Origin of the sequence: Legionella micdadei (assembly GCF_000953635.1) — a bacterium.
GTDB lineage: Bacteria > Pseudomonadota > Gammaproteobacteria > Legionellales > Legionellaceae > Tatlockia > Tatlockia micdadei.
On sequence record NZ_LN614830.1, the window covers coordinates 1314768 to 1335288 of the forward strand.

Below are 20521 nucleotides of genomic sequence, written 5' to 3' on the forward strand. Positions count from 1 at the left end.
TGACTTTTAAGGAAGAACCTTTCCAGTTAGCAATTGTTCACAAATCGAGTAATAAATTTCCCTCAGTTTCTCTAAATCATTCAAAGAGACACATTCATTTACCTGATGAATAGTTGAATTCACTGGCCCAAGTTCGATAACCTCTACACCATACGGTGCAATAAATCGACCATCTGAGGTGCCGCCACTGGTTGAAAGTTCAGGCAACTGATCAGTAATATTTCTTATTGCTTTAATACAGCTTTCTAATAATCGACCTTGCGCTGTTAAAAAGGGCTCGCCATTAAGACGCCATTGAATTTCTGGGGATAAGCCATATTTTTTAAAGCAACCACTCACTGACGCTTTCAAACTATCAGTGCTTTGTTCCGTGGAAAAACGAAAATTAAATTGCATGGCGAGAGTTCCAGGGATAATGTTACCTGCATGCCCACCCGCTTGAATATGAGTGATTTGTAAAGAAGTGGGAGGAAAATATTGATTACCTTCATCCCAGTGCATAGCCGTTAACTCGGCTAAAGCTGGGCTAATCAGATGAATAGGATTCTGTGCCAAATGCGGATAAGCAACATGGCCTTGCTTGCCGTGTAAAATGAGTTTTCCAGTTAAAGAACCTCGGCGGCCAATTTTGATGATATCACCTACTTGTTTGCTGCTTGAAGGCTCTCCCACGATGCAAAAATCAAGATGAATGCCTTGCTTGTGTAATTCAGCCATTACATGAGGAGTACCTAAATGAAAATCGTCTCCCTCTTCGCCACTGGTAATCAAAAAGCCGAGGCTTCCAGTAAAATGAGGGTGTTTTTCTGTAAAATCCGCAGCCACAGCGAGCATAGCAGCTAAGCTTCCTTTCATGTCCGCAGTACCACGGCCGTAAAGCATCCCTTCTTTCTCTACTAAGGAGAAAGGCGGGGTTTCCCATTTATTTTCATCACCAACCGGCACAACATCGGTGTGTCCAGCAAAGACTAATAATGGCGCTTGATTTCCTATGCGGGCAAAAAAATTGGCAACTGGAAAATTATCGAAGCGTTGACAATCAAATCCTTGCTGAGTTAAGAAATCAATCATAAAGTCTTGGCAGCCTGAATCTTTGGGTGTAATTGATTCGAAACTAACAAGCTTTTCCAGCAAGGATTTCATGTCACTCATTGCTTTATATCCCGCAGCAATTCATTAATGCTTACTTTAGCACGCGTTTGAGCGTCCACTTGCTTGACAATAACGGCACAATATAAACTGTGGGAACCATCTTCGCTTGGCAAACTTCCTGAAACGACAACAGAACCGGCTGGTATACGGCCATAGCTGATTTCGCCGGTCAGACGATTGTAAATCTTAGTGCTTTGGCCCAGATAGACTCCCATAGATAAAACAGAATCACGCTCAACAATAACGCCTTCAACTACTTCTGAGCGGGCGCCAATAAAACAATTATCTTCAATAATAGTAGGATTGGCCTGTAAAGGTTCAAGAACACCGCCAATACCCGCGCCGCCTGAAAGGTGGACATTTTTGCCGATTTGTGCACACGAACCGACTGTTGCCCAAGTGTCGACTAATACGCCTTCGTCGATGTAGGCGCCTATGTTGACATAAGAAGGCATGAGCACTGTGTTTTTAGCAATAAATGCACCGCGGCGAACCATTGCATGAGGAACAACCCGAACTCCTGCTTTACTGAATTCTGTGGCATTATAACCTGAAAATTTAAGCGGTACTTTATCGAAAAATTGGCAGAAATTGGCATCAATAATCTGGTTAGGGTAAAGTCTAAATGAAAGTAAAACTGCTTTTTTAATCCATTGATGTACAATCCATTCGCCATTCACTTTTTCAGCAACACGATAAGTCCCTTGATCCAGACCGGAAATCACTTCATCTACGGCAGTGATGAGCTCTTTAGACGCTCTTTCGGGGGATAAATGCTGACGTTGCTCAAAACCAGTTTCAATAATTGCTTGTAAGGAGTCCATGATTTTCGCTTGGTATGTAAATTCATCTAGTATACTGGACGTAAGACTTGCGGGAAAGAAGAGGAAGACATGTTCACGTACTGATAGCATTTTGAAGTTTCTTAGGTATACTCCCTCCATCTTAACTAGCGGATAAAGTAATGCATTTATTAGTCACTGGTGCAGCCGGTTTTATTGGTTTTCATCTCGCAAAAATTCGCCTAGAGCAGGGTGACTCAGTGATAGGTATCGATAACCTTAATGATTATTACGAGGTTAATTTAAAATTTGCCCGTCTTGAGCAATTACAAGCCTATCCTCATTTTCAGTTTTATCAAGCTGATATCAATGACTTGCATACAGTCAATGAGATTTTCTCTAAACATAAACCCCAACGCGTAGTTAATTTGGCCGCTCAAGCAGGAGTGCGCTACTCACTAAGTAATCCTCACGTCTACGTAGAATCTAATGTGGTTGGTTTTACCAACATCATTGAAGCTTGTCGCCATCATCAAGTCGAGCATTTGGTTTACGCTTCAACCAGCTCGGTTTATGGAGCAAACGGGTCTCAACCATACCAGGAAGCAGATAACGTCAACCATCCGCTAACAATTTACGCAGCAACTAAAAAGGCAAACGAACTTATAGCCCATGCTTACTCCAATTTGTATCAGCTACCCACCACTGGATTACGTTTTTTTACAGTCTATGGGCCTTGGGGTAGGCCTGATATGGCTTTTTTTTCGTTCACCCGTGATATTCTTGCAGGTAAAGCAATTAAGATTTACAACCACGGCCAAATGCAACGGGATTTCACCTACATTGATGACATTGTGGCCGGTATATCTTTGGCTATTGATAAAGTAGCAACCGTTAATTCAGAATGGTCAGCTCTTGATCCCGATGCGGGAAGTAGTTACGCGCCCTACCGAATCTACAATATTGGTTGTGGTAATCCGATTAATTTATTGGATTACATTGAGGCTCTCGAAGAGGCAATTGGCAAAAAAGCAGTTAAGGAATTTCTTCCTATGCAAGCAGGTGATGTTTTATCGACCTATGCTTCGACTCAACGACTTCAAGACGACTTAGGCTATTTGCCTAAAATTGGTTTTAAAGAAGGCATAGCGCGTTTTATCAAATGGTATCTTGATTTTTATCAATAGTCTTACATTATAGCGATTACAAGGAGGAATCATTTTTCATAATGACTTTAAAATAGTCATAGTGTATAATATTTAACTTTTTGCATTTGAGCGTTGTACAGGAGAAGTTTTATGCCGGCCCAAAGTAAAATCATTAATTCCGTTAACAACCTTTTAGGCCATAAAGGTTTTTCGTTAAAGCTAAATGATGGGGGAGTATGTGCCGGTTTATCTAGCCTTTTTATTAAATATTTTTTAAAAGGCGAATTGCCCGAATTTTTCCGCCTTTGCAAATTATTAGCGGACCCACCTAAAAATTACCAAATTGGGCAAGATGAAAAATTTGATAAATTTATTCTGGAAGTGGAGATTGCTTTTAATCCTCAGGCATATAACAAAAATAGCAATCAAGGTGATCTAGATAAAGTAATCACCATCGATGGTGCCCCCCTTAAAAACGAATACAATATTGGTCTTGTTGAAAGTGAAATAAATTGGGCAAAAATCCTTGAACAAATTCATAATAATGGCCGTGCTTGTTATGTTAGTGCAAATAAACATGCGATAGGACTGGCATTTGAAAATGATCAATACATTGTTTTTGATCCAAATTACCAGGAAGACGGTGATAATGATACAAGAGAACCAAAATTCAATATTAAAACATTCAATACAGCCACAGAGGTCATCTCTGAATTGGAAAATTGCCTATTTTTCAAAAAAGGGGATATTGGTTTTAAGGTACGTGTATTCGCAAAGCCCAATGCGAGTACCACGCATCAGTATCCTGATAAAAAGGACATCTTAGCTAACAGCTTAAAAGATCCAGCAGATTTTACAAAGAAGGCGGGAGATGTTGCACAAAACACTTCGCTTTTTTTCGCACTTGGTGCTAATGATGAAGAGGTTCTTGATCATTATTTAAGTCACGACCAGGTTAGTGCAAAAGATATTGGACTCGCAATTTGGTATCAGAGAGATGCTTTTGTTTGGAAATATTTTTCTCATTTAGCCGATCTGCCCTCGCAGTTAAATGTATTATCAACCGCTGCACAATACGGAACTACTTCTTTATTAAATAGAATGCTGCAAAAAATCGAATTGCAAATACAGGGCAGCGAGGCACTGAAGCAAGAATTTAAAGAGGGAATCAGTGATACAGAACCTTCGCTGCTTGAACAAGCTGCATTATCCGATAATTTGGCAAATTTGGTACACGTGGTTGAGTTATATAGAAAATACGGTATAAAAATCACTTCGTTGGATTTAGCTAAAAGATTATTTGAGCGTATTACTGCTGAAGGAAAGGGTGAGAGCATTAATTACCTGACCGAGACAAAGCTTTTACGTTATTCCCCTGATCGTATTGTTCCTCTGATTGAGATAGCGGCTAAAAACGATAACCGCAGCACTTTACAATTTTGGCTAGGAAAGCTGAAAAAAGAAGGAAATATGCTGAATAGTTTGGAAATTGATGCTGAAATGATTTCCAAAATTTCACCGCTTAATTTGAAGTTGCTGATTGATCATGGTTTTACAATTAAGCCGGCACTACTTCGCGATGCGTTACAGCATCCAAGCAGTGAAGTGTTTAAAATTGCCCTGAAAACCCAACCAGAAACTGAATGGACTAAATTTTTGCGAGCAGTCGCCGGGAACGAACCCCTTGATAGTTTTGGTCCACAATTATCCTCTCTTTTCCAGGATCACGATGGGATGAATGCGTTTGAAGTTCTTGTGCGTTTTGAAAGAAATCGAGCCATTAAACAAAGTGAAGAAGTCAACGGCCTCTCTGCACAAGGAAAAGAGAAAGCGTTGGAATTTGCTTGCAAACATGGTAATGCAGATTTAGTGCATTTTTTAGTGGCTATGGATTGTAAGGTTTCAGAGCAATATAAACTCGAACAATTAAAATTGGCGGCAACGCATGGTGATTTACCCCGAGTTAATGCAATACTTGCCACCAAAGTTGAAAGCAGTGCTATCCTGCCTAAGGGCAGCAAAGATTATGAGTTAACTGATCAACTTATTGAGCTGGGTAAATACCGCTTTATTACTGATGCATGGAGCCAATACGACTATCCGCAGCAAAGAAGATGCCTTTTAGCCGCGCTAGTTTATAACAATAAGGCGTTTATTCAAGAAACCATAAAAGACTTACCTTTTTGTTATCGCTTTATTTTTGATAACATGAAAGATGCCTATAATAAAAATCAACCTTCTTATTTAGCTAAAATTACACCTTATTTTTCTTTAGTAAGCGAAAGCGACTTGACGCGATTTTGGACGCAAGCATTAGAAAAAAATGATGGTAAAGCAATCTGTCAATTCACATTAAAGTATGCCATTTTAAACCATCATTTTGCTCTAGCGCAAAAGATGGCTGGCGTTATTTCATTATCAAAAGACGATGCTTATCAACTCTTTGTCGAAGCCTCAGCGAGCAAAAATCAGGCAGCCCTAACTTATTTAAGTGATAATTACGCTCATTTGCTCGCTAGTCCGCCAACCTATAGGCGTATGTTTAGTGAAGGGCAGTTCGAATTAATTGCCCTTGTTCTGGAAAAAAACAAACTTCCTGAGCGTCAAGTTTGTATTGAACTGTTGAATTCTGCCGTTGTTGCTCATAATCAAAGAGTTATCTCTCGGTTAGCATCAGTTATAAATGATTATTTCAGAGTAGAAGGTTCTCCTCTACTGAAAGCCATTCAAGAAGAAAACGCAACCGGTGCTCATTTATTGTTGATGCATGGGGCGAAGCTAAACGATGAGCTTCTAGCCTCAGGTGTCTTTAGGCTCGCCTTAAAAGCGAATAACCCAGGTCTGTTAGCAGGTGCATTAAAAAACAAAGATTTCGCTAAATTTTTTGCGCAAAATGAAGCAGAAAATGTTGAGAAAATTCTCAAAAGTGGCAATTCTGATCTAGTTTACGTTCTCTCTGCGCATTTAAACCTAAATGATTATTATGAACAGTTTATTACTTATGCGATCGAGCATAATGATCTGCGTTTATTCCAAATGCTTCAGCAAAAGGAAGAGTATGCTTCTCAGGATAAAGAAAAACTCTTTCTTAAAGCTTGTGTTCATCAAAGCATTAATATTGCGAATGCATTACTAAGAGATCCAATAAACTTGGGGGATGAAACAAGGAAAGGAGAGTATTTTGAGATTCTTCTAGGGGAAAATGCCGAGAAATTACTGGCAAAACCACCTTATAAAAATAAAACAATACAACACGTTGCTCTAAAAATGTTATTTGGGGACAAAGATGCCGCAGATATCTATGAACTTGTCTACAAAAAGGCTTTGAATCGACTTTATTTGTATATTAAAGAACATAAATTTCCAAGTGCACTTGCTTCGCTTCATCGTTCTGTTGATGAACTAGTCTTTGATCCAGGATTTATGAAAAATGCCTCGTCTGGATTAAGAAATAATCTCATCGTGCGCGCATTGAATGAAGGGAATGCTGAAACGTTCGATGAATTGCTGAAGCAGCTCGATAGGAAACCATCTCTATCCGATGTTGGGCTTGGATTTTTTACAAAATACCTTGACAAACCCCTGCTTAGAAAGGTCTTACTCGAGCATTACAAATTAACAGATGTCATCGATGCAGCCATAATTGCAGGTGAATGGCCAGTAGTGATTGCTTTATTAATTGATAGAAAACAAGAGGAATTTGATCACGAGCTAATTACCAGGCTTACTGAACATAGCACCGAGTTAATGGAGGCTTTAGTCAACCATTCTAAACGAGAAATTCATTCAGATCCGCGGCATAAACTTAATGCTTTATTACTGTCAAAAAGTACTGAGGTACTAAGTGCTGTCTTAAAAGGAAAAGAAAATGAAATCGAAGCACTCATCATGGCTATTCAAGAGCAGATGGTTAAAGAAAAAATTGATCTGAAGCACCATTTTTATGAGTTTGGCTTATATGCACAAATCATGAAAGAGCAAAAAGCTTATGAAGAAATCCAACCCCGAGTGAGAGAATTCTTTTCAGAGAACCCAAGCGCATCAGAAATAGAAATACAAGGGGTTGTCAACAATGAGCTATTACGTAATGAAGTAATGGCCATAAGGGATTTTCTTGCTAAAAACAATTTAGTACCAGGTTATTTTGAGGAAAGAGATGGGCTCGTCTCAGTATTCGATGCAATTGATAGGCTTGCTAAAGAGGAAGAACGCCAACAGTTAGAAGAACTAAAGCGTAGAGAGGAAGAACGCCATCGTTTAGAAGAGCAAAAACGCAAAGAAGAGGAAGACGCGCGCCGCCGTTTGGAAGAGCAAAAGCGCAAAGAAGAGGAAGACGCGCGCCGACGTTTGGAAGAGCAAAAGCGCAAAGAAGAGGAAGATGCGCGCCGCCGTTTAGAAGAGCAAAAGCGCAAAGAAGAGGAAGATGCGCGCCGCCGTTTAGAAGAGCAAAAGCGCAAAGAAGAGGAAGACGCGCGCCGACGTTTGGAAGAGCAAAAGCGCAAAGAAGAGGAAGATGCACGCCGCCTTTTAGAGGAACAAAAACCTCAAGAGGAAGAAGGCGGGCACCGACGTTCAGAGGAACAAAAAGGTAAAGAAGCGCTTCAACCTGGGACTAAGCAAGAAATGGGCAGGACGAGGCGTTTTCTACCAAATGCCATTGAATTGCTGATGAGTGAAGTTCGAAACTACAGAAGCGAGCGAGCGAGTGAAGACGAAGTTTTCTTCACTTTCCTCCAATATTCCCGTCAGGATAAATTAGATGCATCCACTCATTTTATTGAAGGATTGCTGAATTCTAACCGCTTTATCTCAGACAAGGATCGCGCTGCCCTTAATAATGGGCGATTGTTCGATAGAATTGATGAGTTCCTGGAAGAAAACAAAGTCGAGCTCAAAAGAGCCTTGCACTGTAATTGGGAATTAGATTCGGTCGATGAGCTTATCGATTTTCTTAATTGTCGTAATCCCGTTAATACATTAGTCTGGATACTTGAGCAGTATTCGATTGAGAGAAATCGGGGGGATGAAATCTACGGGTGGTCTCTATTCGCTCGATATCAGTACACTAGAAAAGATAAGTTGGATGCTGCTCAGCACTTGATTAGCTTGCTTAAAGGAGAAAGTGAGAAGGTCTCTGAGAAAGATCTAGGGGCATTGAAACAGGGATCTCTTGGTCGTTTGATTCAATCCTACATTGACAAATATGGATTTGCCTTAGAAGAAAGCTTAGGGTTTGATATTAATGACATAGAGGACATCGTCTCTAATAGGCAGCACAGTTTTGAAATGGAATGTTAGCTAAGTAGGTTGGGTCGTTTAGACCCATAGCTGTCAACAATAGGACCATTTTTTCTGATGTGGCAGAGACAATAAGAATGCTCAATAACCCTAGCCTGCTAAAAAAATTTATAAAAAACAGAAAGTTATTATGGTATAGGGGTGCTCTTTAGCAAGGGGAAAATTTTTGTTCGCCTGACAACTATGGCCGTTTCGATACGACATGGATTTAGATTGTAAGGGTTTGGCCTGAAAGTCCACCTTTCAAACTTGCAATTAAACTGTCTTTCTCTAACCAATTCTCATTCAGCCAATCTCGGAATTTGATTTGTGTTTCCTGATCATCCGCCAAATTTGGATTGGTAAATTGAGCAGGGATGGGCAGTTGACGAATGTGGACTTTAATTGCTTCCACCCTTCGGCAAAGAAAATCCCATAGAGAATATTGTTTTCCTGAATAAATGATCGTGACATCAAGCAAGCTGTTAAATTGTTGTCCCATTGCACTGATTACAAAGCTAATGCCTCCAGCTTTAGGTTTTAGCAAATGCTGATAAGGGGAGTTTTGTAGCTTATTTTTTTGATGGCTATACCGAGTTCCTTCAACAAAGTTCATGATTGTAGCTGGGGCATGCTTAAATAACTCAATTGCCTTGCGGGTTGCTTGCAAATCCTTACCCTTCTTATGAGGCTTTTTGGCAAGATAATCTTTTGAATACCTCTTCATAAAGGGGCAACCCATAGCCCACCAGGAAAAGCCTAGCAGTGGAACCCATTTCAGTTGGGATTTGATAAAGAATTTTAGCGTGGGTATTTTCCGATTAAAAAGGCGCTGCAACACAACGATATCGAGCCAACTTTGATGATTGGCAATGACTAAGTACCAGTGTTTAGGATTGAGATTTTCTAAACCGCTCACTTGCCAGTTGATTTGCTGAGTACGGGCAATGTAAGCATTGTTAGTATCACACCAAACCGTGGCAATCGCATCAACTAACCGAGTGCACATCGATTGCCATCGCCGATGGGGGATTAATTTGAGCAATCCAATAAAAAGAATTGGAATGAACCATAATACTGTGCTTGAGACTAGAATGACTAATGCAGCAAGGCCATGCAGTTGTCCTCCAGTTTTCCTTTTTTCAGACATTAAAATCTCCAAGCTTATTCAAAAGCGTAATTTAAATCGGCAATGAGATCATCGATGTGTTCAATCCCTACCGACAATCGTATAAAACCGTCTTCTATACCGAGCTCCTTTCGTGTTTGTGCAGGTACTGAAGCGTGAGTCATTATTGCCGGATGTTCGATTAGGCTTTCAACCCCACCTAAACTTTCTGCTAAGGTAAATAACCCGCATCGAGATAGAAAGCGTTTAGCGTCGTTTAAATCCCCTTTAAGCACCATTGAAATCATGCCGCCAAAATCATGCATTTGCTCTTTGGCCAGTTGGTGTTGGGGATGGCTAGTAAGACCAGGATAAATCACTTTTGCGACTTTAGGGTGTTTCTCTAGCCATTGCGCCAAATGCCTTGCGTTTTCACAATGCCGCTGCATGCGCAAAGACAACGTTTTTATGCTGCGAAGCACTAAAAAGCTATCGAACGGGCCAGAGACACCTCCACAAGAATTTTGTAGGAAAGCTAATTTTTCCGCTAATTCGGGATGATCGCCAACAACAACGACGCCGCTAATGACGTCAGAGTGGCCATTTAAATATTTTGTTGCTGAGTGTAGGACAATATCAAAGCCTAATTCCAATGGGCGTTGGATCCACGGGGTGGCAAAGGTATTATCAGCAACCGTGATTATTTTATGCTGTTTGGCGAGCGTTGCAATTTCACGCAAATGAGCGAGTTTCAACATAGGGTTTGAAGGTGTTTCAACCCAGATCATGCGTGTTTTTGGTGAAATTGCAGCTTCAATATGACGCACATCAGTCATATCGACGAAAGAAAAAGATAGGTTCGAAGTTCTTGTTTTAACCTTGTCAAATAAGCGAAAGCTTCCACCGTATAAATCATTCGTCGCAATAACGTGGTCACCTGCATTCAGAAGGTCTATGACTGTATTTATTGCAGCCATTCCGGAAGCAAAAGCAAATCCACGTTGGCCTGATTCAAGGCTAGCGACACACGCCTCATAAGCATCCCGTGTAGGGTTGCGAGTACGCGAGTACTCATAGCCTTGATGCACGCCTGGCGCTGATTGGCGGTAAGTGGATGTTGTATATATTGGTGTCATAACGGCACCGGTACTTGGATCGGGTTGCTGTCCTGCGTGTATAGCTCGGGTATCAAAGTGAGTCTTGTCCATTACCTATTCCTTATCTGAAAAAAAGCATGCCAGGCAAAAATCATGGGAGCAGTATATAATAATTTAAGTGAAACATTAGATTTAATAAGTATCTAAAAAAAAATTGCTTCGCACTGGAGTCAATTTTAGTGAGGGATCAATGAGTAGGCAAGAAATTGATTATGAAAAAGTTGCCTCTGCCGCTGAATCCATAAAAAAACGTGGCAAGGAGCCTTCAATAACAAATGTCTGTGAAGAACTTGGAATTTTATCATTTACACCAGAGTTATCCTCTTTGCTCGAAAGATGGTATCACAACCAACCCGAATTTCAGCGCTCTAACAAGGCACCATTGTCTGAAAACATCCGCATTGAAACGAGTGAAATACGCGAGAAGAACATCGAACTTGAAAAATACTTATCGCTGTTGCGTGCTACTTTGGAATCGACGGCTGACGGCATAATGATGGTCAATGGCAAAGGTCAGGTAGTGGATTGGAATCAAAAATTTGTGGAAATGTGGCGTATACCTTCGCACATGCTTGAATCAGGAAAAGAAAGTATCGGCTTTGAGTATATTTTAGAGCAGCTAAGTAATCCTGCAGCAGTGATTGCTGATGTACAATACCTCTATGAAAATCCAGATTGGGAAGGTGAATTACCTTTGTTGCATTTTAAAGATGGTCGAATTTTCGAACGGTATACCCAGCCGCAGCGAGTAGGCAATGAAATCGTTGGGCGCGTTTATAGTTTTCGTGATGTTACACGACGCTTGATGTCAGAAGATGAATTACGTATTCGTGAGAGGGCAATCGAAGCAAGCACACATGGTGTGGCGATAATCGATATTACTAAACCAAATCAGCCCATCATTTACGTCAATAAAGCATTTGAGCGCATCACAGGATACACCGATAAGCAGGCAATTGGACAAAATCTAGCGCATTTACAAGGCTCTCAAGCGGATCAGGTAAATCAAAAACGCGTCGCTTTGGCGATTAGAGAACAACGTGAAGAGACCGTTGAGCTTGAAAGTTTTCGCCGTAACGGAGAATTGTATTGGTGCGAGCTAAGTGTTGCGCCAGTGAGTGACTCATTTAATCAAGTCAGACACTACGTCTGTATCCTCAATGACATCACCCAACGACGCGAAATGGAGAAGCAGCTTATTCGCCAAGCGACCCATGATTCTTTAACTGAACTTCCGAATAGGGTTTTGCTCATGGATAGGGTTGAGCAAGCGATTTTGCAAGCCAAGAAAAAAAATACCTTGCTTGGTTTCCTATTTTTAGACTTAGATCGCTTTAAATTGACTAATGATACCTTGGGTCACAGTGTTGGTGATAAGTTATTGCAAGCGGTTTCTAACCGATTGCTTATCGCAACAAATGATTTTGATACGGTAGCAAGGCTTGGTGGTGATGAGTTTGTTATCCTGCTGCCTGAATTAACCAGTGAACAGCAAGCCCAGCAAATGGCTCAAGAAATTTTACATCTGATTGAAAAACCGTTTCAGATAGACCAGCACAGCCTAAAAGTTACCGGCAGTATAGGAATCAGTTTTTATCCTAAAGATGGGCTTGATTATGAATCATTAATGAAGAGCGCCGACTTATCAATGTACCACGCTAAAGATAGCGGACGTAATAGTTATCGCATTTTTGATCAGGAAATGAATAGGCGCATTATCAACCACATGCAATTGGATAATGCTTTACGTGACGCAATGAAAAATAATGAATTTTATCTTGTCTATCAGCCACTAATTGATTTGAAAAAGAACCATATTGTGGGTTTTGAAGCTTTAATAAGGTGGAATAGTCATCTACTCGGGCAAGTATCACCGATGGAATTTATCGGTATGGCAGAGGAGAATGGTCTAATTATCGATATTGGGAAATGGGTTATTGAAGAAGCGTGCACTCAAGCAATTCGTTGGCATAAAGAAGGCTATAAGAATCTGAGTATTGCTGTAAACATATCCGGTCGACAATTTCGTCAAACTAATCTTCCCGAGCTGATAAATGAGGTGCTAAAGCGCACCGGGCTAGCTGCAAAATTTTTAGAATTAGAGTTGACGGAAAGCTTATTGGTCGATGATATCGACCACGCCGTCGATACAATGTATAAATTAAAAGATATGGGAATAAAGCTAGTTATTGATGACTTTGGTACTGGCTATTCGAGTCTGTCCTATTTAAAACAATTCCCTGTAGATAAGTTAAAAATTGATCAATCATTCATAAACGAATTGGTTAATAAAGAGAATGACGCGGCGATTGCCCGTGCCATAATCAATTTGGGCCATAGTTTGAATCTGGAAGTTTTGGCAGAAGGTGTTGAAACAGAGCTACAAAAAGATTTTATCCTCGCACATGGCTGTGATTATGCCCAAGGCTATTACTTTAAACCACCCAATGTACCTGATGAACTAAAAGACTATTTAAGTCATTTCCTTGCCTCGAGTTAGTTAAATTCTTAAGTTGAATAAATTCCCCCTTGATTCTCCCTGTCATTGTTTTTGTTAATTATCAGGATCGGTATGATTTATGCTGGAAAATTTTCAAAATAGTTATTAAATAATTTGAGGTTTAGAGCTGCTAAATGCCTGTATAGCTTTTAGGGATAGCCCATCTCAGACGGGAGTAAGTGTGTGTGGTGCTAGCACATCTTATTTTCTTGCTGAGAGAATAGGCAATGGAGAGAATGATGAAAACTGTGACCATTATTGGTTCTGGTTTAGCGGGTATCTTGTTATCACTGTATCTGGTCAGGCGTGGTTACAAGGTGGAATTGTTTGAATCGAGGCCTGACTTAAGAGTTAAGGAGGTTGATCAAGGACGCTCCATCAACCTTGCTTTATCCTGTCGCGGTATAACAGGGCTGGCAGGGGTGAATCTTATGAAAGAAGTTAAGAAAATTATGGTGCCAATGAGGGCAAGAGCAATCCATTTGCTAAACGGTGAAATTAAATTCCAAGCATTTGGTCGTCACAAGGATGAATACATTAACGCTATTTTGCGCAATGAACTCAATGAGTTATTGCTCAATAAAGCGGAGAGCTATCGTTCTATACGGTTGCATTTTAATATGAAACTAGTAGGTATCAATGTGCATGACAAAGTGATATACCTGGAGGACAAGGATGGCAGTCATGTAACGAAGGCTTATCAATTATTGATTGGCGCAGACGGTGCTGGCTCCAATGTCCGCGAGATCCTTGTAAACGAGCGGCTTATCAAAGCAATGCGTGAATTTCTTCCTCATGGCTATAAAGAACTATCAATCGCCAAAAACCATACTCAGGATTTTGTGCTGGAGCATTTGCATCTTTGGCCGAGAGAATCGTTTATGCTGCTGGGCAATCCCAACCGCGACAACTCCATTACTGGCACCTTATTTTTGGCAAAAGAGGGTAAAAATAGTTTTGCAAATCTTGAAGATGAGAATTCTATTCGCGTTTTCTTTGAAGAACAGTTCCCAGATGCATATTCTGCAATGCCTAGTTTAATCCCGGAGTTTATGGAGCATCCCATTGGCAACTTAAGTACAATCAAATGCACTCCTTGGTACTATGAAGATCAATGTTTACTCATAGGTGATGCAGCGCATGGGATAGTGCCTTTTTTTGGACAAGGCATGAATAGCGCCTTTGAAGACTGTCGCATCTTAAATGAATTTTTAGATAAATATGATGATAATTGGCGGCAAGTGATTCCTGCATTTTATGCTTCGCGCAAAATGAATACAGACGCTGTCGCCGAAATGTCGATGGATAATTACCATGAAATTCAAACCGACATTCGTGATGAAAAGTTCAATTTAAGAAAACAGATTGAGCAGGAACTCATGCATCGTTATCCTGACAGATATGTTTCTAAACATGTGTTGGTTATGTTTACTAATACTCCGTATGCATTAGCAAAAGCGCATGGGGAGCTGCAAACGGAGTTATTACATAAAATTTGTAACAATGTGAGGTGTATTAAAGAGATTGATTGGAGTGAAATTGATAAGTTAATGGAACAGTATGACAAAAAATTGGCGAATTTAAGCTAATTTTGCCGATATAGTTCAAATCAAAGGAGTTTGTTGGTCAATTTTTTGTCAAAACCGGTCGAATCGGAGACATTTTTTTGGCGCTATCCGAGGTTTTCGGCTGTAAAAAAGACAATAGCAGGTTTAAATTTGCTCATAATGGGCAAAATATTGGCATGATGAGTGCAACACCTGAAGTGTCCAGTTAATTTTTAGGCCTCGGAGGCTACTATTATGAAAACGATACAAGCTTATATTGATTCAAAACAACAAGAATTTATGAATCACCCTTTCTTTGAAGTACTTACTCATTTAGATAGTTTAGAGGAAATTAGCTATTTTGTCCCTGAGTTAACTTTTTGGGCAATGACCTTCCAAGATATTTTGCGCCTCAACGAAGAAAGGGTGAGTGATCCTTATTTGAAAAAGGTCGCACGCCACCATCGGCTTGAAGATGCAGGTCACGAAAAATGGTTCTTGCATGATAAAAAATACATGAGTGGTTTATCTTCTGATAAATCTTGCTCCCGTGATGATGTGGCGTGGCTCTATAGTAAAGAATCGCAGCTCACCCGTGATGCAGCTTATTCAATCATGTCAGAAATATATAAAGCCGATGATGAATTATTAAATATTACCCTGCTATTGACGCTCGAATCTTCAGGTCATGTATTCTTCGAGAAAGTAGTCAATCAAGTAAAAAAAGCGGGAGAAGATAAAAACCTTAAGTATTTCTCTTCAAGCCATCTAGATGTAGAGCTTGCACATGCTTTATTCGAAGGTGAAATGGAGAAAAAATTATATGAAATTCAAGTGCCTATTCATGTAAGACGTGAAGCATTAAAAATGATAGACAGATGCTACGATGCGTTCAACAAGATGTTTGATGGACTGCTTCTTGCATGTAACCATCGATTGGAATTGGCAAAGCAAAGGAACCAATATGCAGCAAACTCCCTGGAGTATGCAACAAATAAGGCAGTGTGAGAAAGAAACTGGACAAGCGATGCTCAGCGATGAGCATACGCTTGTTTTTTATGCGCAAGATTTTGGCAAATTAGCGCAGTCAAATCCAGCAGCAGTTTGCGTACCGCCTTCCACCGAAAAAATTCAAGCAATTCTCAGCTTCGCCAATCAGCACCAACTCCCAGTCACGCTTAGAGGTAATGGTTTGAGCCAAGGTGGGCAATCTTTATCAATGAGTGGGCTTATTATGCATCTAGAACAATTGAATAACGTGCTTGATAAGGAGACGGATGCAATTTGGGTCGAGGCAAATACAAGTTGGGCTCAATTGTTAGAAATTTCTTTAAATAGCGCTCAGATACCTTACATTCTGCCTTACAATTGTCATTTATCGGTTGGGGGTGTTTTGTCTGCCGGCGGGGTTGGAGCATCTTCTTTTAAATTTGGTTCTGTTACTGCGCATGTGAAAGCTTTGGAAGTCGTGCTTGCTGATGGTGACGTGCAAGTTGTCGATTCAAACTCTCAATTATTTTATGCTTGCCTATCAGGGCAAGGTCAGTTTGCTGTAATAACTAAGGCATGTATTAAACTTCGCCCTTGCCAAAGCAAGGTAAGGACCTTTTTTTTAGTGTATCTTGATAAAGAGCAATGGCTGAATGATCTGGCCGAGCTTAAAAATCAGGCAGATTTTATCGAAGCTTTTTGTTCTCCGTCTATCCAAGGAGCTAAATTAGTTTCTGACAAACGAATACCGTTTGCCCAATGGCTTTTTGCCATCCATGTTGCTTTGGAGTATGAAACTAATCCACCGGAATTTACTGCTTTATCTAGGAACTTAAGACCCTGGAAATTACTCCATAAACAAGACGAATCAATCCACTCTTACCTTCATCGCCATGATCCGCGATTTGAAGTCATGAAAATCACTGGTCAATGGGATTTACTTCATCCTTGGTATGAGTGTTTTATTCCAGGCAATATATTAGCAAATAGCCTTGATGAGGTGTTGGCAGAGTTACCTCTGCATTATGCGACTGTCTTGCAAATTGTACCTATAGCCAGTCAGCAGCAAACTGGTTTCCTAATGCTCCCTAAGACCAAGGATATTTTTGCATTAATGATTCTTAATCCTGGAGTTAACCCAGCATTACTAGCGAGTTGTTTACAAGCAATGAATGCATTGGATGCACGTTTTTTAAAGTTAGGAGGAAAACGCTACCTTTCAGGGTATTTAGGGCGCGATTTACAGGAAAGTTATTGGGAAAATCATTTCGGTATACTGTACAAAGAGTGGCGAAATTTTAAAGAAGAGGTTGATCCTCATCATGTGTTTAGTTCTTTTCTACATCATTCGTAATGAGAGCTTTGTAAAAAGGATATGAATTCTCGTTTGGCTACAACGCAAGAGTTGGGAGGTCCCTCGCTTTGCTCGGAATGACAGGGGTTAGGTATGTCGTCCTGAGCGTAGCGAAGGAGCTCATAAATTAGGCTGCAGTCCCAGGAGTTGGGAGGTTCCTCGCTTTGCTCGGGATGACAGGGGTTAGGTATGTCGTCCTGAGCGTAGCGAAGGATCTCCTGATTTTCAAAATATAAGCACAATGCTAATATCAACATCCAGCACAGATAAAGTCCAATTTCACTTAAGGAATAATTATGAGGGAATACTATATCTACCTCTTAACGAATAAATATAAGAATGTGCTCTATACTGGTATAACTAATAATTTAATACGCCGTGTTTATGAGCATAAACACAAGTTACAGCAGGGTTTCACACAAAAATATAACGTGGATCGATTGGTATATTATGAGATATTTACCGATATCAAAGAGGCAATAACCAGAGAGAAACAAATAAAAGGATGGGCTCGGTGTAAAAAGAATACCCTGATAGAAACTATTAATCCAGATTGGAAAGATTTATATGAATCGTTGCTGTGCTGATAGGTCGGAGATCCTTCGCTACGCTCACGCCGACATACTTAAACCAACTCTGTCATCCCGAGCAAAGCGAGGAACCTCCCAACTCCTGCGACTGCAGCCTAATTCAGGAGATCCTTCGCTACGCTCAGGACGACATACTTAAACCAACCCTGTCATCCCGAGCAAAGCGAGGAACCCCCCAACTCCTGCGACTACAGCTTAATTCAGGAGATCCTTTGCTACGCTCAGGACGACATACCTAACCCCTGTCATTCCGAGCAAAGCGAGGAACCTCCCGACTCCTGGGACTGCAGCCTAATTTAGGAGATCCTTCGCTACGCTCAGGACGACATACCTAACCCCTGTCATTCCGAGCAAAGCGAGGGATTTCCCGACTCCTGGGACTGCAGCCTAATTTAGGAGATCCTTCGCTACGCTCAGGACGACATACCTAACCCCTGTCATTCCGAGCAAAGCGAGGGATTTCCCGACTCCTGGGACTGCAGCCTAATTTAGGAGATCCTTCGCTACGCTCAGGACGACATACTTAAACCAACCCTGTCATCCCGAGCAAAGCGAGGGATCTCCCGACTCTTGGCTGTAGCTTTAGCGGAGCGATTATTTCTCAGGTTTAAAAGCCATCAAAGTAAAAAGTGTATTTGTTTTATAGCTATCCACATAATGGAAACCCGCTGGTTCTATTGATTTTTGCCATTCTTTGATCGTTCGCTGTCTCCCTCCTAGCAGAGCCATCATGACGATATCCATAGTTTTATTAGGGTGAGGTAAATCATTATCAGGGAGGACTTGCTCAGCAATAAATAATATTGAATCTTTAGGGATTTGTTTGTAGCAATTGTTCAAAATCTGTAGCATCAATTGATCATTGAAATCATGAAGTACCCCTTTAAAAATATAAGCCTCAGCTTTAGGCACATGAGCAAGAAAATCACCTGCCACTAGTTGTACTTGTGGGGGAAACTCATCCGGATTAAGTTGTTCAATAACAGTTGGCGTATCGAATAAAGTTAATTGTATGTGCGGATAGTTTTTCGCTAATGCTTTAATCAAGCCGCCGCGTCCACCACCGAGGTCAATTAAATCTAAAAATTCTGAAAAATGATAAGATTGAGCGATTGCGTTATCGTCGAAAGTAGAGAGTTTAGCCATACCTTTGTCAAAATTGGTTTGCTTGTCCGGGTGTTTGCTTAAATAGCTAAAGAAATCATCGCCATGCTGCAAAGTAAAAGACGAAATTCCTGTTTTTAAGCTTAAATCAAGACAAGAAAAAGCTTGCCACCAACAGTCATCAACCATGCACAACACATCACGAATTGAATTAGGGGCGTCATCACGCAGGGGCAATGATAATTCGGTAAGTGAATAACTGTCATCTTCATGTTTGAAAATATTGTAGGCACTGAGAAACCTGAGTAAACGGCCCAATAATTCTGGGTTCGTGCCTGATGCTTCAGCCAAGTCCTTGACTTTCATTGGATTGAATGACATATGGTTAGCAAGGCCAAGCTTTGCTACAGTATGAATAGCTCGAGAAACAACATACCAACGTGACATGGTCGCTAACTGGACATGAGAGGGTTCCTGGTGTTCTTGCATGTTGTATCCTCTAAGTAATTGTTTATAGTACTAGCAAAAATCATGCCCTAGAATTCATAGAGTAATAAAGCCAATGAAATTTTTCCTATTAGACTTTAAAGAACCTAAAAAAATAGCTGCAAGTTTTGTTTTTTTGTTTGCCCTTTTTGCATTTTTATGGGAAATAATTTCTGGTTTTCGTACTCCTGGACACATAAAAATGGTTAATCAGCCTCCGACAATTACACCCCAACAAAATGAGCTCACTGTTAGCTCACCTCTGTTTACTACCGCATTATTCGGGGATTATGTCCCTGCCAATTTATCCGAGGCTGAGATTAAACAGTCAATGTTGGATGTGCAGGTTGTTGGGATAATGTACTCTGATAAGGAAAAGGAGTCGCAAGTGATCATCCGTACCAATAATGGGGAAGAGAAATATTATTTGGTGGGCGATACCTTACCAGGTGGAGCGGTAATCAAACATATTTCTGCACAAGGCGTTGTCGTTTTGCATAATGGCTCTCTTGAGAGTTTAAGTTTGCCTAAAAATGAATTAATCTTCGATAGTCCGGCGAAGCCGTTGATTGGGGAATAAAAACATATGTACTTTGTGCTGCGATTGGCCTTGCTGTTTTTTCTAACTTTGCCTGAAGTCGCTTGTGTCATTAGAGACGCAAATTTAAGGGAAGGTATAGCATGCTTTCACGTGCAAAACTACCGTGATGCTTTCATTCACCTAAAACCGGAAGCCGATAGAGGGCAGCCTGATGCACAATATGCAGTGGGGTACATGTATTATTATGGCCAGGGTGTCACCGAAAATAGGGAACAGGCCTGGATCTGGATTAATCGTGCTGCGGCAGCTGGCCAACCCGATGCAATTGAGGCGATTAAGATTTTAAAGCACCCACCCAAACCCAATGCCTCTAAAGATCCTTTGGATAAACTAATCTATGAAAATGTGCCTGGCGAATATTAAAGCACATCTCCTCGCATCGTTATAACCAACTGATTTTCAGTATTTTGGTGGACTGCAGCTCTTCAGATTATAAAGCACCGACTAAACAAAATTTATCCAAAGATCCTTCAGAAAACTCATCTATGAAAAGGCGCAGGGACAATGTTAGGCAAAATTTATTGTGTTTTTTTTTTGATATGAATTTACCATGATGATTTTTTTTTATTCAATGGTGTTCTATGTAATTTTACTTTTTGAGCAATGATGAAGGAAAACTAGAATTTATATTTGCTTTCCCTGCAATTTATATCATGGCAAATTTGACAAAAGGCTTTGAGGTAATAGACTATGAAAATCGATCTGAAGATAAACCCAAGATACCT

14 protein-coding genes are annotated in these 20521 nt (G+C 40.5%); 9 read left to right on the forward strand and 5 right to left on the reverse strand.

Annotated elements, in window-relative coordinates:
• Window positions 1–6 precede the first annotated feature (6 nt).
• Entirely contained in the window at window positions 7–1152 is a 1146-nt protein-coding gene (gene dapE, locus LMI_RS05900; RefSeq protein WP_045098970.1) for a succinyl-diaminopimelate desuccinylase, read from the reverse strand.
• Window positions 1149–1976 (reverse strand): 2,3,4,5-tetrahydropyridine-2,6-dicarboxylate N-succinyltransferase, encoded by an 828-nt coding sequence (dapD, locus tag LMI_RS05905; RefSeq protein ID WP_045098971.1) that lies wholly within the window; start codon window positions 1974–1976, stop codon window positions 1149–1151. Before dapD ends, dapE begins: the two co-directional genes overlap by 4 nt.
• Window positions 1977–2116: 140 nt before the next feature.
• Here dapD and LMI_RS05910 point away from each other — a divergent pair, with 140 nt between their 5' ends.
• Entirely contained in the window at window positions 2117–3121 is a 1005-nt protein-coding gene (locus LMI_RS05910) for an NAD-dependent epimerase (RefSeq protein ID WP_045098972.1), read from the forward strand.
• A gap of 111 nt (window positions 3122–3232) precedes the next feature.
• Window positions 3233–8380, forward strand: a complete 5148-nt coding sequence (locus LMI_RS14845; protein WP_052679468.1) for a hypothetical protein — start codon at window positions 3233–3235, stop codon at window positions 8378–8380.
• Window positions 8381–8588: 208 nt separating this feature from the next.
• Here LMI_RS14845 and yihG read toward each other — a convergent pair whose 3' ends face one another.
• A complete protein-coding gene (gene yihG / locus LMI_RS05920) occupies window positions 8589–9509 on the reverse strand; it encodes a 1-acylglycerol-3-phosphate O-acyltransferase, YihG family (protein WP_045098973.1) in 921 nt (306 codons plus the stop codon).
• 14 nt (window positions 9510–9523) lie between these two features.
• Window positions 9524–10675, reverse strand: a complete 1152-nt coding sequence (locus LMI_RS05925; protein ID WP_045098974.1) for a cystathionine gamma-synthase — start codon at window positions 10673–10675, stop codon at window positions 9524–9526.
• A gap of 139 nt (window positions 10676–10814) precedes the next feature.
• Between LMI_RS05925 and LMI_RS05930 the strand changes: the two genes are divergently transcribed.
• The 5 genes from LMI_RS05930 (at window position 10815) to LMI_RS05950 (ending at window position 17602) form a co-directional block, all read left to right on the forward strand.
• The gene (locus LMI_RS05930; protein ID WP_045098975.1) at window positions 10815–13124 is read left to right on the forward strand and encodes a bifunctional diguanylate cyclase/phosphodiesterase; all 2310 of its coding nucleotides are present in this window, start codon (window positions 10815–10817) and stop codon (window positions 13122–13124) included.
• 239 nt (window positions 13125–13363) lie between these two features.
• The gene (locus LMI_RS05935) at window positions 13364–14713 is read left to right on the forward strand and encodes an FAD-dependent oxidoreductase (protein ID WP_045098976.1); all 1350 of its coding nucleotides are present in this window, start codon (window positions 13364–13366) and stop codon (window positions 14711–14713) included.
• Between the two features lie 213 nt (window positions 14714–14926).
• Window positions 14927–15679 (forward strand): hypothetical protein, encoded by a 753-nt coding sequence (locus LMI_RS05940; protein WP_045098977.1) that lies wholly within the window; start codon window positions 14927–14929, stop codon window positions 15677–15679.
• Entirely contained in the window at window positions 15636–17015 is a 1380-nt protein-coding gene (locus LMI_RS05945) for an FAD-binding oxidoreductase (RefSeq protein WP_045098978.1), read from the forward strand. Before LMI_RS05940 ends, LMI_RS05945 begins: the two co-directional genes overlap by 44 nt.
• 296 nt (window positions 17016–17311) lie before the next feature.
• Window positions 17312–17602: a GIY-YIG nuclease family protein gene (locus LMI_RS05950; protein WP_045098979.1), complete on the forward strand. Its 291-nt coding sequence runs from the start codon at window positions 17312–17314 to the stop codon at window positions 17600–17602.
• A gap of 597 nt (window positions 17603–18199) precedes the next feature.
• On the opposite strand, the gene LMI_RS05955 is transcribed toward LMI_RS05950, so the two are convergent.
• Window positions 18200–19198 (reverse strand): methyltransferase, encoded by a 999-nt coding sequence (locus LMI_RS05955; protein ID WP_045098980.1) that lies wholly within the window; start codon window positions 19196–19198, stop codon window positions 18200–18202.
• A 73-nt stretch (window positions 19199–19271) separates the two neighbouring features.
• Here LMI_RS05955 and LMI_RS05960 point away from each other — a divergent pair, with 73 nt between their 5' ends.
• A complete protein-coding gene (locus LMI_RS05960) occupies window positions 19272–19775 on the forward strand; it encodes a type II secretion system protein N (protein WP_045098981.1) in 504 nt (167 codons plus the stop codon).
• Between the two features lie 6 nt (window positions 19776–19781).
• Window positions 19782–20159 (forward strand): tetratricopeptide repeat protein, encoded by a 378-nt coding sequence (locus LMI_RS05965; RefSeq protein ID WP_082050712.1) that lies wholly within the window; start codon window positions 19782–19784, stop codon window positions 20157–20159.
• Window positions 20160–20521 lie beyond the last annotated feature (362 nt).